General features: G+C 68.8%; 22 protein-coding genes. 11 read left to right on the top strand and 11 right to left on the bottom strand.

The window, feature by feature from the left end; translation table 11 throughout:
* Positions 1–107 precede the first annotated feature (107 nt).
* Positions 108–530: a hypothetical protein gene (locus ABZ463_RS28950; RefSeq protein ID WP_362780887.1), complete on the top strand. Its 423-nt coding sequence runs from the start codon at positions 108–110 to the stop codon at positions 528–530.
* Between the two features lie 113 nt (positions 531–643).
* Here ABZ463_RS28950 and ABZ463_RS28945 read toward each other — a convergent pair whose 3' ends face one another.
* The gene (locus tag ABZ463_RS28945) at positions 644–1,375 is read right to left on the bottom strand and encodes a helix-turn-helix domain-containing protein (RefSeq protein ID WP_362781095.1); all 732 of its coding nucleotides are present in this window, start codon (positions 1,373–1,375) and stop codon (positions 644–646) included.
* Between the two features lie 221 nt (positions 1,376–1,596).
* Here ABZ463_RS28945 and ABZ463_RS28940 point away from each other — a divergent pair, with 221 nt between their 5' ends.
* The 3 genes from ABZ463_RS28940 to ABZ463_RS28930 all read left to right on the top strand — a co-directional run bounded on the left by ABZ463_RS28940 (position 1,597) and on the right by ABZ463_RS28930 (position 4,000).
* Positions 1,597–2,268: a DUF4097 family beta strand repeat-containing protein gene (locus tag ABZ463_RS28940; protein ID WP_362780885.1), complete on the top strand. Its 672-nt coding sequence runs from the start codon at positions 1,597–1,599 to the stop codon at positions 2,266–2,268.
* 63 nt (positions 2,269–2,331) lie between these two features.
* On the top strand, positions 2,332–3,462 hold the full coding sequence (locus ABZ463_RS28935) for a serine hydrolase domain-containing protein (RefSeq protein WP_362780882.1): 1,131 nt from the start codon (positions 2,332–2,334) through the stop codon (positions 3,460–3,462).
* A gap of 43 nt (positions 3,463–3,505) precedes the next feature.
* On the top strand, positions 3,506–4,000 hold the full coding sequence (locus ABZ463_RS28930; protein ID WP_362780880.1) for a GNAT family N-acetyltransferase: 495 nt from the start codon (positions 3,506–3,508) through the stop codon (positions 3,998–4,000).
* A 74-nt stretch (positions 4,001–4,074) separates the two neighbouring features.
* Here ABZ463_RS28930 and ABZ463_RS28925 read toward each other — a convergent pair whose 3' ends face one another.
* The gene (locus ABZ463_RS28925; RefSeq protein WP_362780877.1) at positions 4,075–4,710 is read right to left on the bottom strand and encodes a TetR/AcrR family transcriptional regulator; all 636 of its coding nucleotides are present in this window, start codon (positions 4,708–4,710) and stop codon (positions 4,075–4,077) included.
* Positions 4,711–4,805: 95 nt separating this feature from the next.
* On the opposite strand from ABZ463_RS28925, the gene ABZ463_RS28920 reads away from it, so the two are divergent.
* Together ABZ463_RS28920 and ABZ463_RS28915 are read left to right on the top strand one after the other, a co-directional pair.
* A complete protein-coding gene (locus ABZ463_RS28920) occupies positions 4,806–5,189 on the top strand; it encodes a DUF1761 domain-containing protein (protein WP_362780875.1) in 384 nt (127 codons plus the stop codon).
* Between the two features lie 32 nt (positions 5,190–5,221).
* Positions 5,222–5,596, top strand: a complete 375-nt coding sequence (locus ABZ463_RS28915; RefSeq protein WP_362780872.1) for a DUF1801 domain-containing protein — start codon at positions 5,222–5,224, stop codon at positions 5,594–5,596.
* Positions 5,597–5,714: 118 nt separating this feature from the next.
* Here ABZ463_RS28915 and ABZ463_RS28910 read toward each other — a convergent pair whose 3' ends face one another.
* The 3 genes from ABZ463_RS28910 to ABZ463_RS28900 all read right to left on the bottom strand — a co-directional run bounded on the left by ABZ463_RS28910 (position 5,715) and on the right by ABZ463_RS28900 (position 8,624).
* Positions 5,715–6,656, bottom strand: coding sequence for an NAD(P)/FAD-dependent oxidoreductase (locus ABZ463_RS28910; protein WP_352014806.1), 942 nt, complete (start codon positions 6,654–6,656; stop codon positions 5,715–5,717).
* A 48-nt stretch (positions 6,657–6,704) separates the two neighbouring features.
* Entirely contained in the window at positions 6,705–7,079 is a 375-nt protein-coding gene (locus ABZ463_RS28905) for an RDD family protein (RefSeq protein ID WP_362780869.1), read from the bottom strand.
* Between the two features lie 588 nt (positions 7,080–7,667).
* Positions 7,668–8,624, bottom strand: a complete 957-nt coding sequence (locus ABZ463_RS28900) for an Lrp/AsnC family transcriptional regulator (protein WP_362780867.1) — start codon at positions 8,622–8,624, stop codon at positions 7,668–7,670.
* 91 nt (positions 8,625–8,715) lie between these two features.
* Here ABZ463_RS28900 and ABZ463_RS28895 point away from each other — a divergent pair, with 91 nt between their 5' ends.
* Positions 8,716–10,092, top strand: coding sequence for an MFS transporter (locus ABZ463_RS28895; protein WP_362780864.1), 1,377 nt, complete (start codon positions 8,716–8,718; stop codon positions 10,090–10,092).
* 438 nt (positions 10,093–10,530) lie between these two features.
* On the opposite strand, the gene ABZ463_RS28890 is transcribed toward ABZ463_RS28895, so the two are convergent.
* The 4 genes from ABZ463_RS28890 to ABZ463_RS28875 form a co-directional block, all read right to left on the bottom strand.
* On the bottom strand, positions 10,531–11,526 hold the full coding sequence (locus ABZ463_RS28890; RefSeq protein ID WP_362780862.1) for a helix-turn-helix domain-containing protein: 996 nt from the start codon (positions 11,524–11,526) through the stop codon (positions 10,531–10,533).
* Between the two features lie 153 nt (positions 11,527–11,679).
* Entirely contained in the window at positions 11,680–12,168 is a 489-nt protein-coding gene (locus tag ABZ463_RS28885; RefSeq protein ID WP_362780860.1) for a hypothetical protein, read from the bottom strand.
* Between the two features lie 307 nt (positions 12,169–12,475).
* Positions 12,476–13,918, bottom strand: coding sequence for a hypothetical protein (locus ABZ463_RS28880; RefSeq protein ID WP_362780858.1), 1,443 nt, complete (start codon positions 13,916–13,918; stop codon positions 12,476–12,478).
* A 27-nt stretch (positions 13,919–13,945) separates the two neighbouring features.
* Complete coding sequence (locus ABZ463_RS28875) at positions 13,946–16,129, bottom strand: NACHT domain-containing protein (protein WP_362780855.1); 2,184 nt, start codon at positions 16,127–16,129, stop codon at positions 13,946–13,948.
* Between the two features lie 124 nt (positions 16,130–16,253).
* On the opposite strand from ABZ463_RS28875, the gene ABZ463_RS28870 reads away from it, so the two are divergent.
* From ABZ463_RS28870 to ABZ463_RS28860, 3 genes are all read left to right on the top strand, one after another.
* A complete protein-coding gene (locus ABZ463_RS28870; protein WP_352014815.1) occupies positions 16,254–16,805 on the top strand; it encodes a sigma-70 family RNA polymerase sigma factor in 552 nt (183 codons plus the stop codon).
* The gene (locus tag ABZ463_RS28865; protein ID WP_352014816.1) at positions 16,802–17,377 is read left to right on the top strand and encodes a hypothetical protein; all 576 of its coding nucleotides are present in this window, start codon (positions 16,802–16,804) and stop codon (positions 17,375–17,377) included. The genes ABZ463_RS28870 and ABZ463_RS28865 overlap by 4 nt, the downstream gene beginning before the upstream one ends.
* 414 nt (positions 17,378–17,791) lie before the next feature.
* Complete coding sequence (locus ABZ463_RS28860; protein WP_362780852.1) at positions 17,792–19,138, top strand: EamA family transporter; 1,347 nt, start codon at positions 17,792–17,794, stop codon at positions 19,136–19,138.
* 18 nt (positions 19,139–19,156) lie between these two features.
* Here ABZ463_RS28860 and ABZ463_RS28855 read toward each other — a convergent pair whose 3' ends face one another.
* Together ABZ463_RS28855 and ABZ463_RS28850 are read right to left on the bottom strand one after the other, a co-directional pair.
* Positions 19,157–19,558 (bottom strand): ester cyclase, encoded by a 402-nt coding sequence (locus ABZ463_RS28855; protein ID WP_352014818.1) that lies wholly within the window; start codon positions 19,556–19,558, stop codon positions 19,157–19,159.
* 103 nt (positions 19,559–19,661) lie between these two features.
* Positions 19,662–20,267: a hypothetical protein gene (locus ABZ463_RS28850; RefSeq protein WP_362780848.1), complete on the bottom strand. Its 606-nt coding sequence runs from the start codon at positions 20,265–20,267 to the stop codon at positions 19,662–19,664.
* 630 nt (positions 20,268–20,897) lie between these two features.
* On the opposite strand from ABZ463_RS28850, the gene ABZ463_RS28845 reads away from it, so the two are divergent.
* Positions 20,898–22,952, top strand: a complete 2,055-nt coding sequence (locus tag ABZ463_RS28845) for an NB-ARC domain-containing protein (RefSeq protein ID WP_362780846.1) — start codon at positions 20,898–20,900, stop codon at positions 22,950–22,952.
* Positions 22,953–22,988 lie beyond the last annotated feature (36 nt).

Here is a 22,988-nt window from a genome sequence, read left to right as displayed (position 1 = left end):
GCCGGGCGGTGGCAGCGGACGCCACCCGCCTCAGCAGCGGCGGCAGGAAGGTCAGGTTCCGCGTCGTCGGAGGGAGGACCTACGCCTCGGGGGGAGCCTGGTCGGACATGCTGCCCCAGGGAAAGACGTGGGCCCGCAGCTCGATTCTCGATTACCAGCCGTACGAGTTCACCGAGCAGGACATCAACATCTTCGAACCCACGACCCTGCGTGAACTTCTGAAATCCGCCCGGTCCGACAGGGGAACCACCACGACACGCTATTCCGGTTCCATCACCGTGAAAGCGCTGTGCGCGGTCTCACCCTCATGCAGGTCGGAGTACGGCAAGAAGGTCAACGCCGATATCTCCTGGCAGCTCTGGACCAACGAAAAGGGCCAGGTGGTGCGGCTGTTCGCGAAGTGGGTTCTTGCGAAGACCGCCAAGAACCCGATCAGCAGCAATACCGAGGCCGACACCTCCTACAGCGGCTGGGGAAGCCGGGTCTCCGTCAGCGTTCCTCCCGCGAACCAGGTGGCCAAGGTCGACTGACCGCACGCGTCCCGTCCTCCCGTCGGGAACCCGCGACCGGAGGACTCGACGGTGGACGTCCGAACCACGAACGCGCGGGTCGCGAAGGCCGTCCGCCGCGACCCGCGTTCGGTTCAGGGAGCGCCGTCCGAGGTCTCCTCGGGCTTCGTGTGGAGGATCTCGCGGGCCTGGTCCGCGGCGCGGACGATGCTCTCGGAGACAAAGGTGACGAAGCGAGCGATGTTCTCCAGGCGGGCGGCGGCCGGGGTGCCGGGGCCGAGAACGCGGACGCCCTGCCGCGCGACCTCGCCGAGATGGGCGGTGGCGCGGGCGCTGGCCATCATCGACTGGTACAGGACGTCGTCGTCGACCACATAGCGTTCACGGCGGCGTTCGTCGCGTTCACGACGGACAAGACCCTGGTCCTCAAGGAACGCGATCGCCTTGGAGACGGACGCGGGGCTGGCCTGGAGGCGCCCGGCGAGTTCGGAGGCGGTGAGGCTGCCCGCGTCGGTGGCGTAGAGGCTGGCCAGCGCCTTGGCCGTCATCTTGGGCAGGCCCGACCGCATGAAGACGGTGGCGAACTCCTCTTCGTACTCACGCACCGCCTCGGCATCGCGTCCGTGGGCCTGCGGGGCCGTGTCGAGGCTCCGGGGCGCGGCCCTCCTGCGGCGGACACGGCGTTCGGTGGCGCGGTGGGCCAGGTCGGCGCGGTAGGCGGTGGGACCGCCGTTGCGCATCACCTCGCGTGTGATCGTCGAGGTGGGACGGTCAAGGCTCCTGGCGATCTCCGCGTAGGCCAGGCCGTCGGCCAGTCCCAGCGCGATCTGCTGGCGGTCCTGCTGGGTGAGCCTGCCTCCTGGCATCAGGGTCTCCTTCGTGGTCTGCGACCTGTCCAGCATAGCGTTCAATCTCGATCCATTGCAACGCACCAGCCGATGCCCGTTGCGTTGAAAGTGGACCCATCGCAACGATTTACATGCTTCTACCTGCTTGTTTGTCTCATGCACGCAACAGTGATGTTGCTCAATCTCAAAAGGCAACGTAGCGTTTCCATTGTTCGAAACGACAGCCCGCAGGAGAGCACATGAAGACCTTCAACACCCCCGCCCCCATCTCCGTCGTCCTGGACGTCCCCGCGGGACGCGTCCAGCTCATCGCCGCCGACCGGGCCGACACCACGGTCGAGATCCTGCCCACGGACCCCTCGAAGGGCCGCGACGTGACGGCGGCGGAGCAGACCAGGGTCGAATACGGCGATGGCGTCCTGCGGGTCACGGCCCCGGCGGGGAGGAACCAGTTCCTCGGCCCCTCGGGATCCGTCGAGGTGACCGTACGGCTGCCCGCAGGCTCCCACGTCGAGGCGAAGGTGGCCGACGCCGAGTTCCGGGGCGTCGGACAGTTCGGCGACGTCGCCTTCGAGGGCGCGCACGGCCCGGTCGTGATCGACGAGGCCGCGAGTGCCCGCATCACCACCGCCGCAGGCGACATCTCGGTCGGTCGGCTCAACGGTCCCGCGGAGATCAACGTCAGCAAGGGCGACATCCGCGTCACCGAGGCCGTACGCGGCACGGTCGTGCTGCGCACCGAGGCCGGAGGGGTGTCGATCGGCGCCGCCCCCGGAGTCTCGGCCTCCCTGGACGCCGGCACCTCCTACGGCCGGGTCCACAACTCGCTCAACAACACCGAGGGCGCCGCCGCCCAGCTCGTCATCCACGCGACCACCGCCCACGGCGACATCGTCGCCCGCGGTCTCTGACCCGCGACCTTCGTCCGTCCGCTCGACGTTCACCACGGTTCACAGCAGAAGGAGCGCACCACCATGTCCGTCACCCACACCAGCCAGGATCGTCCGGAGCTGCGGAAGGCCGTCCAGGAGATCGTCGATTCGGGTTTCACCGGGGTGCACCTGCGCGTGCACGACGACCGGGGCGAGTGGACCGGTAGCGCCGGGGTGAGCGAGCTGGGCGGGCCCGACGAGCCACCGGCCAACGGACACGTCCGGATCGGCAGCAACACCAAGACCTTCGTCGCGGCTTTGGTCCTGCTGCTCGTGGCCGAGGGCAGGATCGAGCTGGACACCCTGGCGGACGACCACCTGACCGGGTTCGGGCTTGACCGGCGGATCACCGTACGGATGCTGTTGCAGCACACCAGCGGGGTGTTCAACTTCACCGGCGAGTACTACGACGACGCGACGTTCGCGCCGGGAATCCCCTGCCAGGGCAAGGAGTGGGTGGACGGCCGGTTCAGGACCTACCGGCCGGAGGAGTTGGTACGGCTGGCGCTGTCCAAGCCCGCGCGGTTCGAGCCGGGGACGGACTGGAGCTACTCCAACACCAACTACGTGCTGGCCAGGCTGCTGGTCGAGAAGGTCACCGGCCGCTCACTCGCCGAGGAGATGCGGCGGCTGATCCTGGAACCGCTCGGGCTGTCGGACACCGTGGTGCCCGACGGCCCGGAGATCCCCGGGCCACACGCCCACGCCTACTACCGCTACCAGGACGGCGACCTGCAGAGGACGATCGACGTCACCCGCCACGACCCCTCCTGGATCTCCAGCGGCGGTGACATGATCTCGACCGCCCGGGATCTGCACACGTTCGTCTCCGCGCTCGTGGGCGGCAGGCTCCTGCCGGCTCCACTGCTGGCCGAGATGTGCACGCCGCACCCCAAGGCCGGCTACGGCCTGGGCGTGTTCGTGCAGGACACGGAGTGCGGCGGCACCGTCATCACCCACAACGGCGGCATCACGGGCCATGCGGCGCTGATGTACAGCACGCCCGACGGCGGCACGATCCTGACCGCCTCGCTGAACTACGTGGACGACTCCGCGATGTCCCTGGCCGGGGCGTTCCAGAAGGTGATCCGGATGCTCGTCTCGGAGGTCTTCTGCGGCGGGCGGTCCGGATCGCCTGACGAGACGGCCGACCCGGCACAGCCCGCGAACTGAGCGTCGCCGTACTCCGGGAGGCGTCGTGGTGAAGGATGCGGGAATGAGTGCTTTCGAGATTCGGCCCGCACGGGGCGGGGACGGGGTCGCGGGGGCTTGGCGGGACTCGGCCGAGTACTACCGGGAGGTGGCGCCGAAGGAGTTCCAGGTTCCGTCCGAGGACGGCCTCTCCGAATGGCTGGAGAACAAGCTGGTCGACCACGACGAGAGCACGCTCGCCCTCGTCGCCGACCACGCCGGACAGGCCGTGGGGTTCGTCCACGCCACCTTCCTGCCGCCGCACGCGGAGGCCGAGCGGCAGATGACCCGGGACGTCGGCCTGCCCAGGGTGTTCGTCAACGCCCTGGCCGTACGGCGTGCGCACTGGCGGGGCGGGGCGGGCACCGGGCTGATGCGGGCGGTCGAACGGTGGGGGCGGGAGCGCGGGGCCCGGCTGCTCACCCTGGAGGCGTTCGCGGACAGCCCCGTCTCCGTGCCGTTCTACGAGAACGGAATGGGCTACGACCGCTACGCCATCGTCTTCGCCAAACCGCTCTGAGACGTGACGATCGCGGTCGGTGACCGTTTCTGAGCGGTGAACGAGGCCAACCGGCGGGGAGCCGCTCCCCCGCGCTACCGGGGGGCGAAGGCGGCGAGGAAGACGCGGACGCCCTCGTCGGCCAGGTCGGTCAGCTCCTCAGGAGAGCCGACGGCCTCGTCGCCCAGGAAGGCGGCCCGGTTGGTGGGGATCGAGACGACCAGCCAGGTGAACATGTAGGCGGCACGCTCGGGGTCGGGGACGTTCAGCAGGCCGCGCTCGGCGAGCTTCGCGAAGGTCTCCGCCAGGAGCTTCAGGGTGCGGCCCCAGCTCCGCTCGAAGTACTCACGTCCAACGGCCGGGAAGCGCTCCGCCTCGGCGATGACGAGGCGTCGCATCTGCAGGATCTCCCGGTCCACCAACCCGGTGAGCGTCATCCGGGCGTGGTCCCGCAAGGCGGTCTCAAGGTCGTCGGTCTCCGCGAGCGTGCGGATCGCGGGCTTGAAGTACTCGTAACCACGATCGACGGTGTCCAGCACGACGCCGGTGAACAGTTCCTCCTTGTCGGCGAAGTACTGGTACACCGTGCGCTTCGAGGCGCCCGCCGCGGCGGCCACCGCGTCCATGCTCGTGCCGACGTAGCCGTGGGCGGTGAACACCGCCCGCGCGGCCGTGAGGATCTCCTGGCGCTTGCGCGCCGAGCGGGCCTCGGCCCGTGTCGAAGCGGTCAACGAACTACCTCCTTGACAGAGAACACTACCCGGTTTAGTTTACAGCCAGCATAAACGGTACCGTTTAGTTTACTTAGAGGTGGACCGTGGGTAGCGTGATCTCCGTCATCGCCGCGTCGATCGTGGCGTTCGTGCTCAGTTCGACCTACTACGCCTTACTCACCCCGACCGAGAAACGTCTGCTGGGTGAGCGAGCCCCGGATCGGGGCGACCGGCCGCCGCCGCTGAAGATCCTTCTGGAGCTGGTGCGCGGCCTCGTGGTCGCCGCGGTGATCGCGGGCCTGGCCCGGTACGCCGGACTCACCGACGTGTGGTCGACGGTGGTACTCGGCCTGGTGCTCTGGGCCGGGTTCCCGGCGGTGCTGCTCACCGGCTCCATGATGTGGGAGAGGACACCCGCCGTCACCGCGGCGCTGCACGCCGGTGACTGGCTGGTCAAAATCCTCGTCATCTCGGCGATCGTGGGGGCCTGGTTGTGAACGACGTACGGCCCTATGAGACAGACCCGCGCGTGGACGACTACATCGAGGCCCTGCCCCGGTGGCAGCAGGACATCTGCCGGCAGGTCCGAGACCTGATCCACGCCGCCGACCCCGAGGTCACCGAGACCGTCAAGCGGACGGTCCGGCCCTATTTCGTGCTCAAGGGCAACGTATGCGCGCTGCTCGCCGCCAAGGACCATGTCAACGTGTTCCTGTACGACGGCGGCATCGTCCCCGACCCCGAAGGCATCATCACGGCCGGCCACCACAACAAGACCGCCCGTACGGTGGCCTTCCGCGAAGGGGAGGCGATCAACGCCCCCGCCCTCACCGCCATGTTCCGGCAGATCATCGCCGACAACCGCGCCGGCGGATGGCGCAGGTTGAAGGATCGGCCCAGGTAGGCGGCGGGGTCTCCGCGGGGGCGATGACTCCACCGGGACCCAGGACAGACACGTCGCCCGTCCGGCCTGCCCCTCCTGCCCGTCCTCGCCCTCGACCGGAACCCGTCGTGGACGGCCGTCAGCCGAGCAGGGCGGCCGCGCGTTCCAGGTCGGTGTGGATCAGGTCGGCGTTGACGGCGGCACCGGCGCGGTATCCGGCGCTGGCGGAGTTCACCACCTGCTCGGCCGGTCCGGTGGCGTTGCCCACGGCCCACACGCCCGGCACGCTGGTCAGTCCCACGGGGTCCACCTCGACGAACGGCCCCGCCGGGGTGTCCTTCGTCCGGGCGCCGAGCTTGGTGAGGAGTTCGTCACGGGGCACCATGCGCGTCGGCACGACCACGACCGAGCGCGGGAACACCTGTCCGCCCGCGAGCCGTACTCCGGTGAGGCGGTCGTCCTCGACCACGACCTCCTCGACCTCACCGTCGGCCACGCGCACCCCGGCCGCCCTGAGGAGCCGCAGGTCGGAGTCGGCGAGCTCGTGGGCGCCGGAGAACAGGACCACGTCATTCGAGAGCTGACCGAACAGCAGTGCCTGGTGGATGCCCGTGGCCCTGCCGTACAGCACGCCGATCGGTTCGTCGCGCACCTCCCAGCCGTGGCAGTAGGGGCAGTGGATCACGTCCCTGCCCCACCGTTCGGCGACGCCGGGGAGGTCGGGAAGCTCGTCGACGAGGCCGGTGGCGACGACCAGGCGGCGGGCGTGCACCCGGCCGCCGTCTCCGAGCGTCACCTCGAACTCGCCGTCCCCGTCGGGTTCGGCCGCCGTCACCCGGTCACGGACGAGCTCGACGCCGTAGGCGGCGACCTCCCTGCGCACCTCGGCCAGGAACTCCCCCGGTGGCGTGCCGTCGCGTGAGGGGTATCCCTGCATGTGCGCGGCCGGGGTGTTGCGTTGCTCGCCCGCGTCGACCACCAGGACCGAGCGGCGCGACCGCCCGAGGATCATCGCCGCGGTCAGCCCCGCGATCCCGCCGCCGACCACCACGACCTCGTAGCCGTCCTGCTTGCTCTGCATGGGAGATCACCTCACGTGTACGAAGAGAACGTCACCTACGACGATGCATCATCCATCCAGTTTTGGCAAAGCTCTTTGCTGAAACAGCAAGGCAACCTCGGTGCCCATCAGCCGGTCGTGCAGCATCCGGCCTTCGGGGTCGAGGAGTGCCCACGCCCCGTCCACGATGAGGACGAGCGGCCCGTGGACCGGCACGAAGACCAGGAGCGGGAAGAGCAGCGCGCGCAGCGCCGTCCTCGCCGTACCCGCGTGGACGAGGTGTATGCCCATCAGCCGTTTGCCCGGCGTCCTGCCCCACAGGGCGTGCTGTCCCCAGAAGTACAGGAAGACCGTGGGCAGGATGACCAGCTGTTCGAGATCCACGTCGTCCAGTGAGAGGGAAGCCCGGTTCAGCAACCCGTGGGTCCAGATGGAAGTCCTCACCGGCGAACAGGGGGACGAGGGTCAGGACCACGAGGATGATCGCGTAGTCGGCCAGGAGCGCCACCGCCCGCCGCCAGGCCACCCCGGCCGGGGACGGGGCCGCAGGGCGTTCCATGGCGGCGCTCGCCCACAGGACGAGTACGGCGGCGCCCAGCAGGCAGATCTGGTCCTCCCCCAGAACACCCAGCACCGTGCCGAACCACTCGGCGCTGAACAGGGGGATCGAGCCGCATCCGTCAATGGAGGCATAGTCGGGAGTGAGCGGCTGGACCACCCCGACCAGGACGAGGAGCACCGCCGTCCGCCGTCCGACACTTCGCGCGTCCCGGCCGCCGAGGCAGGCGAGAAGCCCCACCAGCACCAGTCCCGCCGGAACCGCCCACGTCAACACGTTCGTCATGATCCGATCGAGATCACCGCGCAACGAGGTCAACGGGGAGGCGTCCCATGAGAGATCGCTCAGGCAGACCCGGAACTCGCCGCTGCCGAGCTGGGCCAGGAAACGCCACTCCTGCCAGGTCGGGAAGGCCGCGACGGCCACGGCCGCCGCCCAGGTCAGCAGTGCCGTTCTCGGTAATCGGTGGTTCATCATCGTGGCCTTCGGGTCAGGTGGGTGTGTTTGAGGTAGGGGCCGGTGATGCCGGTCTCGATGTGGGTCACGCCGTCGATGCCGGCCAGGGTCGTGCTGACGTACTCGTAGAGGTCGCGAACGGTCGCGGTCACCACGGCCGCGAACAGGTTGACCGGCCCGGTGACCGCGGCCACGAAGGTCGTCGGCGCGTGCCGGGCGAGGGCGGCGCCCACGGTGCGCAGGTGGCGGGGATCGACGTCGATGTGGAGGGTCGCGCTGACCGGACAGCCGAGGGGAGCCGGGTCGAGGTCCCGGTCGATGTGGATCGCCCCGGAACGCAGCAGGACGTCGAGCCTGCGCCGTACGGTCGACTCGGGCTGGTGGGTCTCGGCGGCGAGGGCGGCGGCCGGGCGCCGGGCGTCGTGCCGCAGCGCGTCCAGCAGGACCCGGTCCTGGGCGGTCAGGCCGGGGACGTTCTCCGGCACCGGGACGGGCCCGACCAGCTCACGCTGCCGCTCGGTGAGCGGGTCGGGAAAGCCCTCCCAGTCGGCGTGACCGGGAGTCCGGTAGTGGTGCAGCAGTTCGTACGCGGTGACCCGGGTGACCCGTCCCGTCCTGGGCAACTGGTCGAGAATCAGGTGGTCGCGTTGTTCCGCGGAGGCCGCGCGGACGCCGCACATGATCTCCGAGCCGACCCCCGCGGTCCTGACCCAGGAGACGTCGTCGCGGCGGACGAGCGCGTCGGCCAGCCGGGCCGCCGACCCCGGGTGGACGTGGAGCCTGAGCATCTGCCCCATGTCCTCCTCGCGCGGCGTGGGCACCGCCACCACACGAACGACGCCGCGCTCGACCAGCGCCCGGTATCTCCGCGCGACCGTGTGCTCGGTCGCCCCGAGCGCCACGGCGAGCCGACGGAACGACACCCTCCCGTTGATTCCGAGGGCGTGCAGGATCTGGTGGTCGAGTCTGTCCACGACCACTCTTATAGCGCGGTCTCGTGCTGGTTTCGCTCACTCCCGGCCCGTCTCATGTCTGGAACCGTACGGCGCCTCTCATGCTGTGCGGGTGAGTCCCTCCCCCACCCCGACGCGGCGCTGGATCGCCCTGACCGGGCTCCTGGTCGCCGAGGCCATGAACCTGCTCGACTCGACGATCACCACCGTCGCCGCCCCCGTGATCAGGGCCGGCCTGTACGGCACCGCCTCCGACACCCAGTGGATCGCCGCCGCCTACACGCTCCCGTTCGCCGTCGCACTGGTCCCCGGCGGTCGCCTCGGCGACATCCACGGCAGACGGCGTCTGTTCGTCATCGGCGTGTGCGGCTTCCTGCTCGCCTCCACGGCCTGTACGGCGGCGCCGACCATGACGGCGTTGCTCGTCGCGCGGGTCGTCCAGGGCTGTTTCGCCGGTCTGGTCGTCCCGCAGACCATCGGGCTGATCAGGGCGGCCTTCGACGGCCCCGCGCTCGGCAGGGCGCTGAGCCTCATCGGGCCGGTCATGGGGCTGACCGCGGTCGCGGGTCCCGTCCTGGGCGGGCTCATCACCCACGCCGACCTCGCCGGACTCTCCTGGCGGGCGGTGTTCCTGGTCAACGTCCCGCTGGGACTGCTCACGCTGGTCTGCGCCCGGTTCCTCGACGAGGACCGTCCCGCGCGCCGCCCCGGGCTCGACGTGCCGGGGTTCCTGCTCAGCGGCGCCGTCGCCGCGGCCTTCGTCATCCCGACGATCAACGGCGGGACGTCCTGGGTCCTGCTCGCCGCCGGTTTCCTCGGCGCCGCCGTACTGGCCGCCCACGTACGGCGACGCGGTGCGAGCGGCCGGGACCCGGTCTTCGAGCCGAGCCTGTTCCACGACCGTGGGTTCCCCGCCGCGCTGGTCTCAAGCGTCCTGTACTTCGCCGTGTCGACCGGCGTCGTCTTCACCGTGGTCCTCCACGTCGAGGACGGCCTGCACCGCTCGGTGCTCGCCTCCAGCCTCACCGTCCTGCCGTTCTCTGCCGGTCTGGCGGTCTCGTCGCTGCTGGCCGGGCAACTGTTGCTGCCCAGGACGGGTCCGGGGCTGATGTTCGCCGGGATCGTCCTGCTCGCGGCCGGACTGGTCTGGGGTGTCGCCGTTCCCTCATGGCTGCCCGCCGCGCTGGGGGTCTCCGGTCTCGGTGGCGGGCTGGTCACCGTCCCCTTCTTCGCCGTCGCGCTGTCCCGGGTACGGCCCCATGAGACGGGTTCGGCGGCCGGTCTCCTGAACGCGGTCCAGCAACTCGGCGGCACTTTCGGCGTGGCCGTACTCGGGGGTGCCTATCTCGGCACCCGGTCCCTCACGGCGCCCTTCGTCGTCTCCCTGGCCCTGGGCGCCGCCCTGACCCTGAGCGTCGCCCTCATGCTCGGGGCCCGAGCCGGCGGGACGGCGCACAGCCACGCCCCATGTGACTGTGCGCCCGGGTGATGCGGAGCCTCCCCGCTCCTACCCCTCCTGCTCCAACGAACCGGGCGGCTTCGGACCGCCGATCCCGTCGCAGGACCTCCATGAACCCCCGGCGGCCAGGCCCGGATCCGCCCCCGCCGTGCCGGACCGCGTGACTGTCATCTCTCCTCCCGAGAGCCATGTGAACGACCGGCCCGGCGAATCACGAGAAACGCCGGACCACGCCGCCCAAAATGTCAGGCGTTTTTCGTACGGCCTCCGCCGATCGGGTTTCCACCCCCATTGCCCGCGCGTTCCTCCGCGTTTCGTTTCGCGTTTCGTTTCGCGTTTCGTTCCGTGGTGGAGGCCGTACAGCCCCTGTTTCCGCCTGAGACGATCAGGTGCACCTGTACATATGCTCGCAGCGAAGGAGCAGGGGCGTCATTGACTGTGAGCGCTCAATCGTTTGCCAGGAGCGCACTACTCCACGGCGTAGGTGTCCGGCTCTTCGAGCGCCCGGCGCCGGAACTCCCCCGGCGGAACACCCTGCGCGGCTCGGAAGACCCGGCTGAACTGCACGCCGTCGGTGAACCCCCAACGGGTGGCGACGGCGTGGACCGGCACGGTGCACAGGGCCGGGTCGGACAGGTCGCGGCGACAGCGGTCCAGCCGGCAACGCCGGATCCAGGCGGCCACGCTGATTCCCTGGGCCTGGAACAGCCGGTGCAGGTAGCGGGTGGAGATCTGGTGGGCGTTCGCGATGGTCTCGACGTTGAGGGCCGGATCACTCAGGTGCCGTTGGATGAAGGCGTGGATGCGCGCCCGCAACGCCTGGCCGGACGACCCGGCCTGCGGGGAGGATCCCGCTTCGAGGACATGGGCGCAGGTCGCGGCGACCAGGTCCAGAGTGATCGTGGACAGCCGGGCGGCGTCGGCGACGCTGTAGCCGGGGGTGTGCCGGGCCAGCTCGATGATGTGGCGGCGCAGCAGGGCACCGACCCCGGATGAGCAGGGAAGACTCCGGCCGGTGAGCCGTACCAGAGAGTCGGCGGGCAGCGGCATCAACGCCTTGGGGATGTGCAGGATCATGCTCTCGTTGCTGCCGGTCGCGTCGGCCAGCAGCCGGGTGTGGAAGGGCCGGGCCGCGTCGTAGAGGAGCAGGTCCCTCGGGCCCGCGGTCACCCGGCGGTCGCCCTGGTCCAGCACCTTGCCGCCGCGCAGGGGCAGCGAGAGACAGTACGTCTCGGCGTCGGAACGGCGGATCAGCACGTCGGTGCGCCAGGCCCGCAACGGCGGGGACGAAAGCCGCGACAGGTACAGCGCCCCGAGGCTGATCCGACGCAGGACGGCATGGAACGTCCCTTCGTGGTCACTGCGGATGGCCATCGGCATCAGGGGACCGTCGGTCGTCTCCCGGCGCCGGGAGAAGCGGTCGGCGGCGGGCAGATCATGGATGCGGAAAACGACCTCGCTCATCGCCCGTTCCCCAGAACTCGCGGTTCTTTTTCGCCCGCTGAAAATCCATTGCCACACATGAAAAAACCTCCCCCACGGCGCGAAACAATTCTGGCCTTTTCACGGTATAACCCCCGGCCACCGACGGCCCGCGCCTTCAATAAACGGCCACCCTCAGCCGGGATTCACGGGCAGGCGAATCTCGGTCACCCTCGCCACTCCGACGGGGTCCCGGGTCTCGTGCATGGTGACGACATCACCCGGCCTGAGATGTCTCCAGAACCCGAAGGTCAGGGGAATCAGCCTCGCCGCCCCGCGGCCACCCGGCTCCAGGAACCTCACCCCGTCGATCCAGAGGCCCGCGATGCCGAGCAGGGGATCGCCGTCGGGCGTGGTCCGACCGACATCCCACATGGGACGGAGCAGCCCGCAAGAAGGCACGGGGGATCTCCTGGGCCCGAGACGGAGCTCGGCGAGAACGACTCCGCCACGGGCCTCGACGCTCCGCCAGCCGTACCACCGGGCATCGTCGTGAAGCCACAGCAGGCGCGCCGCGTCCGCCAGCAGGTCCCAGAACTCGGACGGCTGGGGAGACACCTCGGCCGACTCCTCAAGAAGGAGCAGAGCGGCCTCCCAGTCGTCCTGCTCCAACAGCTCCGACACCTCGGCCGCCCCACGAGCGCCGGGAGGAAGAAACCGAACGGCCCGAGAAAGCGGACCCGTTCTCGGCGCCCGCCCCCGTGGGTCACGGGGTCCTTCGATCTGCGGCACCTCGGAGACCATGGCCGCCATGGACTCTCGGAGGGCTCGCGCCCTGGCGGCGGCATCCGTCTTAACGAGCTGGGCGCAGTAGTCAACCAGGGCACCACCAATACGAATTTTCCCATTGTGACGCACATAGATGGATTTACTCTGGCTGAAATCCATATAGCGGATAATACATCTCACTCGCCATAAAAACGCTATTTTTCTAACCAGCCGTGACGTTCCGGTTTCCGAAAAGGCGACGTCCAGACGGCCCTTCCTTCGAAGGAACCGGCGCGAGAGCGGCGATGAGCGCGGCCAGGAGGGACAGGACCAGGGGCAGGGCGGCGATCAACAACCATGGCGTCTCGAAGGAGACCCGCGGTACCGGCTCCCATTCGATCGGGGCGGTGAACGGCCAGGCCAGGAGCAGGCCGACCACGCATCCGGTGACCGTGCCGACCGCCGTGCCGCACGCCGTACCGATCCCCACCCTGCAGGTGGCGAACAGCCGTGGGGAACCACCGCCGAGCCGGGACAACACCCGCGTCGTCCGAGGGCCGCCCCTGCCCACGAACAACGCGGCGCCGAGGGCGAGGACGACCGCCACCGCGACGATGGGACGCCAGCCGGTGGAGGGCTCGAACCCACGCTCGACGTAGGTGGTCGCGGTGTCACCCAGACGACGGTCGATCCGCTCCTGCTCGGCCCGCGAAGTACGGTGAGCGGAGGGGTCGATGATCAGCCTGTCCAGCTGCGGCTGATGGCCGAGATCCCTGATGACCTTCGCCGGGACGAACAACTCCTTCACCTCGGGGTCGGTCGGCCTGACGACGATCGCGGGCACGTTCCTGGACGAGAGCGCATCGGCCCCCTCAAGGGGACCGTAGGAGATCGTCACCGTGTCGGCCTTCACGTCGTCGGACGTGACCACCACGGCCGTGTTCTCGTCGTACGGCGTCGCCGGGTCACCGGTCAGATAGTGGAGCAGTTCCCCCTCCCCGAAGACGCCGACCGGGGTGACGGCTTCGAAGTCCGGCAGTTCCAGATCCTCGACGTCCGGGATGAAGTGCCAGGCGCCCGCGCGGAAGCTCCGCACCATGGGCACCCCGGGCAGTTCCCGCTGGACGGCCGCGTGCACGGCGGCCACATCCTCCGCGGAGGAAACCTCGACCAGGAGGGCACCGGGGCGCCCCTGCGGGAAATACCTCACCCTTTCCTGCGCCGTCTCCGCAGCCGCGACGGTCATGAAGATGGCCGCGGTGGCCGTCAGCACCATCGTCATCGTGACGACGGAGGCCGACCTGACCCGGTTGTCGGCCAGGTCACGGACCGCCAGACGCATCAGCGATGGCAGCCGTACCGTGTGCCGTACCAGGGATCCCAGCAGCCATGGGATGAGCGGGCCGAGACCCGCGAAGAACACCGCGGCGCTCGTCGCGGCCAGCAGCGCCATCATCGCCGACCCGAAGTCGTCGTAGTGCTGGTCCTCGTGAGTCGACCACACGGTGTACATCAGCACCGTGAAGGCGCAAGCCGACAGAGCCAGACCCCGGAGCAGGTAAAAACGGGACACACGGGTGTGACGGCCGTTCGAAGTGGACCGTACGGCGAATCTCACAGAGCCGAGCGCCAACGCCATCAGCATCACCAGGATCAGCTCAAGCACCAGAAAATGGTAATGGCGACAAAAACATTATTTCCGATTATCAGCCGATAAAGCGAGGTGGTCCTGGAGGGCCGCGTGACGGAACTGGTAGATCGGGCCCACCGTGCGTAGCAGACCGAGCCGGTGCGCGTCGTCGAGGAAGGACATCAGGTCGCGGGGCAGTAGACGACGGCGGGCGAGCCGGTGGGTGGCGACCAGATAGGCCGGCCACCCGTGGTGCTCCCCCACCGAGGCCGCGAACAGCGGCCCGAACATGAGCGCCACCCCCACCGTGCTCACGACCCCGACCACGACCCTGTGCTCCGCCACGGGGACGGCCCCGGGCAGGAGCCCGTAGGCGAGCCCGAACAGCACGGTGAACACGACGTCGAGCACGACGAGGCGGACGAGATTGAGAGCGCGGTCGTCCCGCAGACTCGACAACGGAGTGCCCGCCGTACCGGCCGTCGGCGCCTCAAGCCGTACGGCGATCGCGGACGAGAGCCCGTACACCAGTCCGGACGTGAGGCCGAACAGAAGGCCGATGACGAGCCCGAACAGCGCCGTGGCCAGGATCGGGGCACCGGAGGCGGAGCCGTATCCGAGCCCGACGGCCACCCCGAGCACGAATCCGACCGCGGCTCCTCTGAACGTTCCGCCCCTGCGGCGCCCGCCGCGAGGCCGGGTCCCGCCGGACAGGGAGCCCGGTGTCTCCCGACACCATTTTTTGATCTTGAACGCGCACACGATCCCGAACAACAGCCCGAACCAGACGCCGGACAGGAACCACCCCCGGCCGTTGTAGGTCAGCCAGTTCGGCTCCCCGGACGCGACGCCGTACACCAACCGGCCGAGGAACCCGATCACCACCCAGGCGACCGTCGAGGTCACGACCCCGGCCAGGAAACCCGTACGGAGCCGTCCGGCGCCGGTGTGCCGGGCGAGCTGCCACCAGGCCAGGTCACGGGTGTCGGCGGCGGTCATCAACCGGGCCAGGTAGGCCAGGTGGGCGCGCATCCGTTCGGCTTCCCAGGCCCTGCGGGGACGGAAGTGCTCGGCCGGGTCGCGGCTGGTCAGCCGGGAGGCGACGGCGGCGGGGATCAGCCGGTCCAGCAGGTGCGCCCGCAGGCGGTCGGGGTCCTGGGCGAGGGCGCCGGTGAGCGGAGCGGGGTCGGCGGCGGGGGCGACGTAGCCCGCGCGGACCAGCCACAGGCCGAGCGCGGTCGAGGCGACCTCCGTCAGGCCCGGCGCCGTGCCCTCGGCCAGCGCGGTGAAGACCGGGGACCAGCTGTGCCGGGGACGCGGCGGCAGACAGGCGCGTAGGTACCCGGCGACAACGGAGGGGGAGAGCGGCAGGGGAGCGATGACGGCCGCGGCGGTGAGCACGTCCCCGGCCTCCGCCACGGCCTCGGCCAGCTCGTCGGCCCGGCTGGTCAGCACGAACCCGTCCCGGTCGGCCAGTGAGGCGTTCAACGCCCTGATCACCGCGCCCCGGTGCTCCCCGGTCAGCTCGTCCAGACCGTCCAGGACGGGCAGCACGTGTCCCTGTCCGGCCAGCGCCCCGGTGACGCCGCCGCCGAACGCCGAGGTCAGCGCGGGGTAGTCCCGTGCCAGCCGTACGGCGAGCCAGTCATGCAGCCGGGGACGCTCGGCGGGGTCCCAGCCGGTGAGGGTCACCAGCACCGGCACCGGCTCCCCGGGAGCGGCGGAGTCGAGCAACTCCAGCAGCAGCCGCACGGCCAGGGTGGTCTTGCCACTGCCCGGCCCGCCGGTGATGACCAGCCGCCGCCGGTGCAGTTTCCTGAAGGCCTGGGCCAGATCGGCCCCCTGACCGCTGGAGACGGTGAACCTCAGCGGCTCCGGCCCGACCAGGTGCGGATGGTCCATCAACCCGGCGTCGTCGGTCAGCCGCCAGCGGACGGGGATCGGGTGCGGGTCGCTCAGCGAGCGGACCCGTGACTCCTCGCGCCACTGCTCGGCGACCAGCAGCCCGAGCGCCTCCCTGGCCGCCCGGACGGTCTCCCCGGTGACCAGCGAGGACGCCGGGGTACGGCGGTCGCGGAGCGTTCCGTGGACCGTCAGGGCGAGACCGGCCACGGCGACGAACAGACCGAGCACGCTGGCCCGCTGGTCGGCCGTCTCCAGGTCGGTCCGCCAGAAGTAGAGGAGCATGCCCGCCATGGCGCCGACGAACAGGGCGAGGCCCGCCTGGGTGAGGACGCGTCTCCGCATGCCCTCATCGTCATGCCCCGGCAGGATCGACGAGAGGAAGTTCGGCGAGTCTGTGACCTGCGGATGTAACCCTTCTTCTCGATTCTCACCAAGCAGGGACGAATCGACGAAGGGAGCATGACCGGTGCTTCGCAAACAGGCGAAGATCGCCACAGATCCTGTGGCGTTCGACGCCTTCTATCGGCGACATGTCGATGCGGTCACCCGCTTCCTCGCCCGTCGCGTCGACGACCCGCACACCGTGGCCGATCTCGTGGCCGAGGTGTTCGTGGCCGTCCTCGACTCGGCCCACACCTACCGGGCCGACCTGGGTTCCGAGATCGCCTGGCTGTACGGGGTGGCCCGCAAGACGATCTCAGCCGAACGACGCCGGGCGTACAGGCAGCACCAGCTGACGGACCGGGTCGGCGGACGTCGTCATCTGGACACCGACGACGTCGCCGCGTTGGAGGAGCGCATAGACGCCGAGCGGGAGGCCAGGCGGATGTTCACGGCCATGGCCGAGTTGCCGAAGGGGGAGCGCGCGGTACTGGAACTGGTCGTCGTCGACCAGCTCACGGTCACGGAGGCCGCGCTCGCCCTCGGCATCCGGCAGAGCACCGCCAAGGTGCGCCTGCACCGAGCCCGCCGGACACTGCGGAACCTGCCCTTCGTCATGAGTGGAGCATCAGGATGAGATACGAGGAGCAGCTGCTTATGGACCTCAAGGCCGAGATCATGGACCGCGCCGAACGGCGCCGCCGCCTCACCCGCCGGTTGTTCGCCGGTGGCGCGGCGGTTCTCGTCGCCGGAGCGGCGGCGGTCGCGATTCCCGTGCTGACCGGGACGGGAACACCCGCCTACGCCGTGAACAAGAAGGCCGACGGCACGGTCAACGTGCAGATCCACGAGTTCAAGGACGTCGACCAGCTGGAGCGGGACCTGAACGAGGCCGGTGTCCGGGCCGACGTCAGCTACCTGCCCCCGGGCAAGCAGTGCGAGAAGGGCAGGGGCAAGGTCGACGGTAAGGCCATGGGGCCGGATGCCGACGCGGCCGCCCGCATCGTCAAGGGCGGCCTGGACATCAACCCCCTGCTCATCGGCCAGGACCAGACCCTGGTGCTGGAGTTCACCGGCGACCAGGAGGAGACGGCCGAGACGAAGAAGTACGAGATGCTGTGGCGCCTGACCGCGTCCCTGATCACCGGCCAGGTCGGACCGTGCGTCCCGGTCGACGACCCCACCTGGAAGGGTCGCGTCGCGAACTGACGCACCCGCGATCGTCAGGCCGTCGCGGATCCTCGTACGGCGAGGCGGGTCGTGAGGCTGTCCCATGCCCTGACCGGTTCACGCTTCGCGGTGGTCCGTATCCGATCCGTGTTCTTCGGGTACGGACCACCGTTGACCCACCCCGGCGCCACGTGGTCATCGAATACGAACCACCGGCCCACCACGACGCGAGCAGTCAGCCGTGCGGCGTCGGCGGCCCGTGGTCATCGGATGCGGACCACCCCGTCGGCCCGCTGACCGGCAGGCGTTAGAGTCACCGTCATGTACTTGATCGTCTCCCCGCCGCCCGCCCACTAGCGGGCGGCGTCTCCACACCCGGCTGATCACACCCGGGTGTCTCTTCGCTGTCCGCGACCGAGGATTCCGTCGAGACAGCGATCCCTGGAGATGATCGTGCTTCACTCAGGTCCTCTGCCGATCGGCAGAGCCGTGTTCTACATCGCCGTGGCGGCCGTCGCGTGGGGAACGGGCGGCGTCGTCGCCGCCGTGCTCCACTCGACCAGCGGGCTCGACCCGCTGACGGTGTCGTTCTGGCGCTTCTTCGGCGGCACCGCCGCGCTCGCCTTGGCCTGGCCGCTGACGCGCCCCCCGGGTGTCCCCTCCCTCGTCGGCCGGTTGAGGTCAGGCCTGTGGCGGTTCACCGTGACCGGCGCCGGAATGGCCGTCTACCAGACGGCCTACTTCGCCTCCGTGAACTTCGCCGGTGTCGCCGTCGCCACCGTGGTGACCCTGGGATTCGGACCGGTTCTCGTCGCCCTGGGCGCCCGGCTGTGGCTGGCCGAGCGCCTCGGCGGCCGAAAGGTCCTGGTCATCGTCGTGGCGCTGGCCGGCCTGACGGCGCTGGTGTTCGGAGGAGACCCGGCCACCGGCTCGGCGGCCCGCGCCCCTCTCCTCGGCGTGGGGCTGGCACTGCTGTCCGCCGTCGGATACGCGGGCACCACACTGCTCAGCCAGGTGATCGGATCCGAGGAGGGCGGCGACGACCCTGTCGGGAACGCGCTGGTCGGATTCGCCATCGGGTCGGTGTGCCTGCTGCCCTTCGCGCTGGCCCTGGGGATCCTGCCCGAGCGGGGCGCCCCCATGACGGTCGGCGCCCTCCTGGCCTACCTGGGGCTGTTCCCCAGCGCCCTGGCGTACGGGTTGTTCTTCACGGGGCTGCGGACGGTGCCCGCGACCACGGCCTCGATCGTCACGCTTGTGGAGCCGCTGGCGGCGGCCGTCATCGCGGTGTGCCTCCTCGGCGAGCGCCTCACGGCCCTGGCCCTGCTCGGCGGGGCCGTACTGCTCTCGACGGTGGTCGTCCTGGCCGTCACGAGACACGATCGTCCCGACGAGGCAGGACCCCGGCGGGTGGTCGTCGCTCGTGCGGGAGAGCTTGAGTCTGGAGGATTCCCGATGACGGTTTTCGTGCTGTTACGAGGACGCAGGCCGGTCGCGGAGTTGGAGGTGACCGGTGACGACTTTCCTCACACGTATTGCGAGGTACGGCCCCTGCCAGGTTTCGAGGAGATACGGCCGGTTCTGGTGGCCGCGTGGGAGGCGGTCGTGAACAACGGGCCGATCTGGCCGATCCTTCGCATGAAGACACTGCGCCTGCGCCTGCGTCCCAGCCACGGCGGCCCGTTGATCAGGCATGTGACGTTGATCCTTGACGGCGACCGGGCGACCCTGCGCTACCGCCACAGCCGCCGGGACCTGAGGCGTTTCCGTCAAGCGCCGAACGGTTCGTCCTCCGGCTGACCGCCGGCGGAAACCGGCTCACGGCGAGGGCCGGGACGCCGAATCTTCTTCGAGAGGTTCAGGATTTCCGGCCCTTCCGCGGTCACCGCTGTCGCGGTAGGTCCACATCTCGACGAGCTTGCCGTCGTGCGTCCGGACAAGCCAGATCAGCCCGGGTGCGGCCCCGTCGACGCCTCCAACGGCGGCGACGAGGTCGCCCTCGCCGAGAACGGCGTCGATCTGGAACCTCAGGTCGGGCTGTGCCGTGCGGATCCGCTCGATCGCCTCGCGCACTCCCTGGACGCCGACCACCTCCGGATGGGCGTGGTCGATCCAGTCGGGGCTCAGGATCTCGGCGGCCGTCGAGGAGTCACCCGTGTTCCACATCTCGAAGTATCGGCTCACGGCCCGCCGGGCCCGCATGGTGACGTCGCCGTTCAAAGGTGCTCTCTTTCTTCCTGGCCAACAGGCCTTGGTGGTCAGTCCGTGACAAGGGGTGGACGATGCCCGATCGTGGCTCGCATCCGTGTCCGAGGCGCCTGCCTCAGTGCTCGCGCCAGAGGCGGTGGTTTTCGAGTCCGTCGAAGAGTTCCTGGAGCACTTTCGGCGAGCCGGTGGCGAAGAACGCGCGTTCCATGATCGTCGCAGGTGTCGGCCCGGTGATCCAGTCGGTCAGGAGCGCGTACCACTCGATGTCGTGGGCGACGCTGCTGGTGAAGTCGTTCATGAGCCACGCCATGTGGCGGGCCGCGGCCTCGGTGCTGTTCGACTCCCACTCGGCCAGGTACGGAGCCAGGTCCAATCCCAGATCATCGGCGAGGGCCTCGATCATCATCATGACGTCGACGCCGCGCGGATAGTGGTTCAGAGTGTGACGCCACCATGCGTCGCAGACGGCGACGATCGCCTCCCGCTCCGGCCGCCTCCAGCTTTTCCACGCGTTGCCGATTCTCATCATCGTGATGTCCGCGTACAGGAAGCCGTTGAGTTCTTCCATGATGAGCAGCTCAAGGAGCCGAGGAAGAAAGTGCTTGAACTCGCCTTCCTCACCCCAGGTGGACATGGCGTTGTTGGCGTACGGTCCCAACACGGACGCGGTGAGCGTCCGCAGGGGTGCCTCGCGCGTGGCGCGAACCTGCTCCTCGGACACACAGTGGTAGCACACGTCGATCTTGGCTGGAAGCGGATACGGGGAGAAGGCCGCGTAGAGATTCTCCAACGCGCGGTCGAGATCAGACGACGTGTCCATGCCCGGATGCTATTACTCGGCTGTTGGGACAGCGGGGGTCAATGCGCGTCGGGTGATCGGACGTGAGAGTTCCCGCGGGGCGCTCCGGGTCCGCAGGCCGTACGTCGATCTGAGCGCGGTTCCACACCGGTACGGGAAAGGGATCGCCGCGAAACGCGGAATTCGAACTCCGAACGGTCTCGCCTGGTCGAAGAATCTCTTGGAATGGTACTACCAGGCCGGGGATCGACCTTCTCGCGATCCTGGGGATTAAAGGCACAGACGGCCTAATATCGGACAGAGTGGAACGGCTCTGAATACCTCTGGAATCCCGGTCCGTCGATCGCCTGCCACAGTTAGGCGGCCGCGCCACGTCACCGCTGGAAAACCCACGCCGGAAAAGCTTCCGGCCATGCTCCAGATTCATGGATAACAGTCGACATTGTTTTGCGGCTCTCGCGAATCGCTCCCTCCAGAAGCTTCCGGCTGGATATGTTGGGAGCCGAAATCAGATGCCTGGCCGGACGGGGGCCGCCATCGTCGAGGTGGAGTATGGCTCGTCGCAACAGTCGTGAGAGTCGTAACAAGCATGCCGCGGAGGCGGCCACGGGGACACTTGTCGTTCTCACTATCGCGGTAGGCCTGCCGGTCAATGTGGTCAGTGACTACCTGCCCTCGATGGTGACCGACCACCATACGATCTGGATCATCAGCCTGGTCGTGGCGAGTTTCGTGGCGGTGTTGTTGACCTGGCTGGTTCCTCGGCTGGCCGACCGGCGTGTCAACGGGACGCCGTTCCAGGTTCAGCCCAAGCCGCCTGGGTGGGTGTCTCGCGACGAACTGGACGTGGTGGTACGGGAGCTGACCGGTGCGGCGGGAGGGACGACCGCTCTGTGGGGAGCCGGCGGGTTCGGCAAGACGTCATTGGCGGTGGCGGCCTGCCACGACCGTCGGGTGCGCAGGCACTTCACCGGTGGAATCGTGTGGGTGACCCTCGGACAGGACTGCACCGGCGCCGAGGGCGCCGAACTGGTCGGCAGTATCTGCGAAACGGTGTCCGGAAAACGCCCGCAGATCACCGATGTCAGACAGCTGTCCCATCACCTGGCGGATCTGTTGGCCGAGCAGGGGCGGACGTTGCTGGTGGTCGACGATGTCTGGACCCGCGCCCAGCTTGAGCCGTTCCTGTCGGTGGCGGGACAGTCACGGTTGCTGGTCACCACCCACCGGCCGCGGACGCTGCCGCCTGGCTCGGTCAAGATCGAAGTGAACGCGATGACGCCCGCCGTGGCGGCGCAGTTGCTGGGCCGCGACCTGCCGGCCATGCATCCGAAACTGCGGTGGCGACTGCTGGAGGTGGCGGGCGGATGGCCGCTGCTGCTGACCTTGGTCAACGCCCGTCTGCTGGAGGACGTGGAGCGAGGCGCCGCGGTGAACGTGGCCGCTGAGCAGGTCGTTGACAGATTGCGCCGAGCCGGTCCGGCGGCACTGGACATCACCGACAGCGGCCAGCGGGAGACCGCGGTCAAGGCCACGATCGACTACAGCCTGGAGGCCCTGGACAACGATCAGCGGGAACGGTTCCTGGAGCTGGGGATCTTCGCCGAGGACATCGACATCCCCCTGGAGATGGTGACGCTGTTGTGGCAGGCGACGGCGGGGTTGAACGTCGAACAGTCACATCGGCTCTGTGAGGATCTGGTCGGATTATCCCTGCTGTCATTACGCTGGGTTGGCGGAAACAAACGGGTCATAGCACTGCACGACGTTGTGAGGGCATTTGCCCACTCCGAACATGGCCTGGGCCCTCATCGTCAGATGGCGACGAACCAGTTGTTGATCGGCGAGGCACGCTCACTGATCCGCAATGGTGCCGACGGCGAAGAGAACAACGGGGGCTGGGCGTGGTGGCGGCTCCCGGCGGAACACTTCCTGTGGGATCACCTGGCCTACCACCTTGGTGAGGGACGGTGTAAGGCGGAGTTGGGTCTTCTGGTGAGTGACGTCCGGTGGATTCTGGCCAGACTCGACCAGGCAGGCCCGTTGGCTCTGGAAACCGATCTGACCCGCTGCGAATCGGCCGAGGCGGCGGACACACATCGTCTGATCGCTCGGGTTGGGCATCTGCTGGGCACATTCGAATCGCCGAAACTGAGCAGGAGCAATCGGCTGGCCCACCTCAGCGTTCTTCCCCATCTACGGGACCAGATCAGGCATCGATATTCTCTTACCGATCCTGTGCTTTTTCCGCTGCCGCCCATGCTGGAAAATGGCGACTCTGTCCCGAGCCGGAATCTGACCGGCCGCATCGGCGGAGTGAACGCGGTGGCGATCTCCTCTGACGGCTCCTGGCTGGCCAGCGCCTCCCAGGACGGAGCGGTGCGAACCTGGGGAGTCGACGGTCATTGGCGAGCCACCCTGACCGGCCACATCGGTGGAGTGAACGCGGTGGCGATCTCCTCTGACGGCTCCTGGCTGGCCAGCGCCTCCCACGACGGAACCGTACGAACCTGGGAAGCCGACGGCACCCCACGAACCACCCTCACCGGGGTTGCGTCCACGGACGTGGTGTATGAGTTTCCCCAGCTAGATGGCGTGGCGCCGTGAATGAGGACGGCCATCGCGTGATCCTTCGTGATTGCG

Source organism: Streptosporangium sp. NPDC020145, from assembly GCF_040631275.1.
Taxonomy (GTDB): Bacteria; Actinomycetota; Actinomycetes; order Streptosporangiales; family Streptosporangiaceae; genus Streptosporangium.
Note: the sequence above shows the minus strand (reverse complement) of the source record. Positions and strands in the feature narration are given on the sequence as shown.

Coding starts and splice junctions, on each gene's coding strand:
- ABZ463_RS28950 (WP_362780887.1), top strand. CDS start 108: ATGCTGCCCCAGGGAAAGACGTGGGCCCGCAGCTCGATTCTCGATTAC.
- ABZ463_RS28945 (WP_362781095.1), bottom strand. CDS start 1,375: ATGCCAGGAGGCAGGCTCACCCAGCAGGACCGCCAGCAGATCGCGCTG.
- ABZ463_RS28940 (WP_362780885.1), top strand. CDS start 1,597: ATGAAGACCTTCAACACCCCCGCCCCCATCTCCGTCGTCCTGGACGTC.
- ABZ463_RS28935 (WP_362780882.1), top strand. CDS start 2,332: ATGTCCGTCACCCACACCAGCCAGGATCGTCCGGAGCTGCGGAAGGCC.
- ABZ463_RS28930 (WP_362780880.1), top strand. CDS start 3,506: ATGAGTGCTTTCGAGATTCGGCCCGCACGGGGCGGGGACGGGGTCGCG.
- ABZ463_RS28910 (WP_352014806.1), bottom strand. CDS start 6,656: ATGCAGAGCAAGCAGGACGGCTACGAGGTCGTGGTGGTCGGCGGCGGG.
- ABZ463_RS28890 (WP_362780862.1), bottom strand. CDS start 11,526: ATGAGCGAGGTCGTTTTCCGCATCCATGATCTGCCCGCCGCCGACCGC.
- ABZ463_RS28875 (WP_362780855.1), bottom strand. CDS start 16,129: ATGCGGAGACGCGTCCTCACCCAGGCGGGCCTCGCCCTGTTCGTCGGC.
- ABZ463_RS28865 (WP_352014816.1), top strand. CDS start 16,802: ATGAGATACGAGGAGCAGCTGCTTATGGACCTCAAGGCCGAGATCATG.
- ABZ463_RS28845 (WP_362780846.1), top strand. CDS start 20,898: ATGGCTCGTCGCAACAGTCGTGAGAGTCGTAACAAGCATGCCGCGGAG.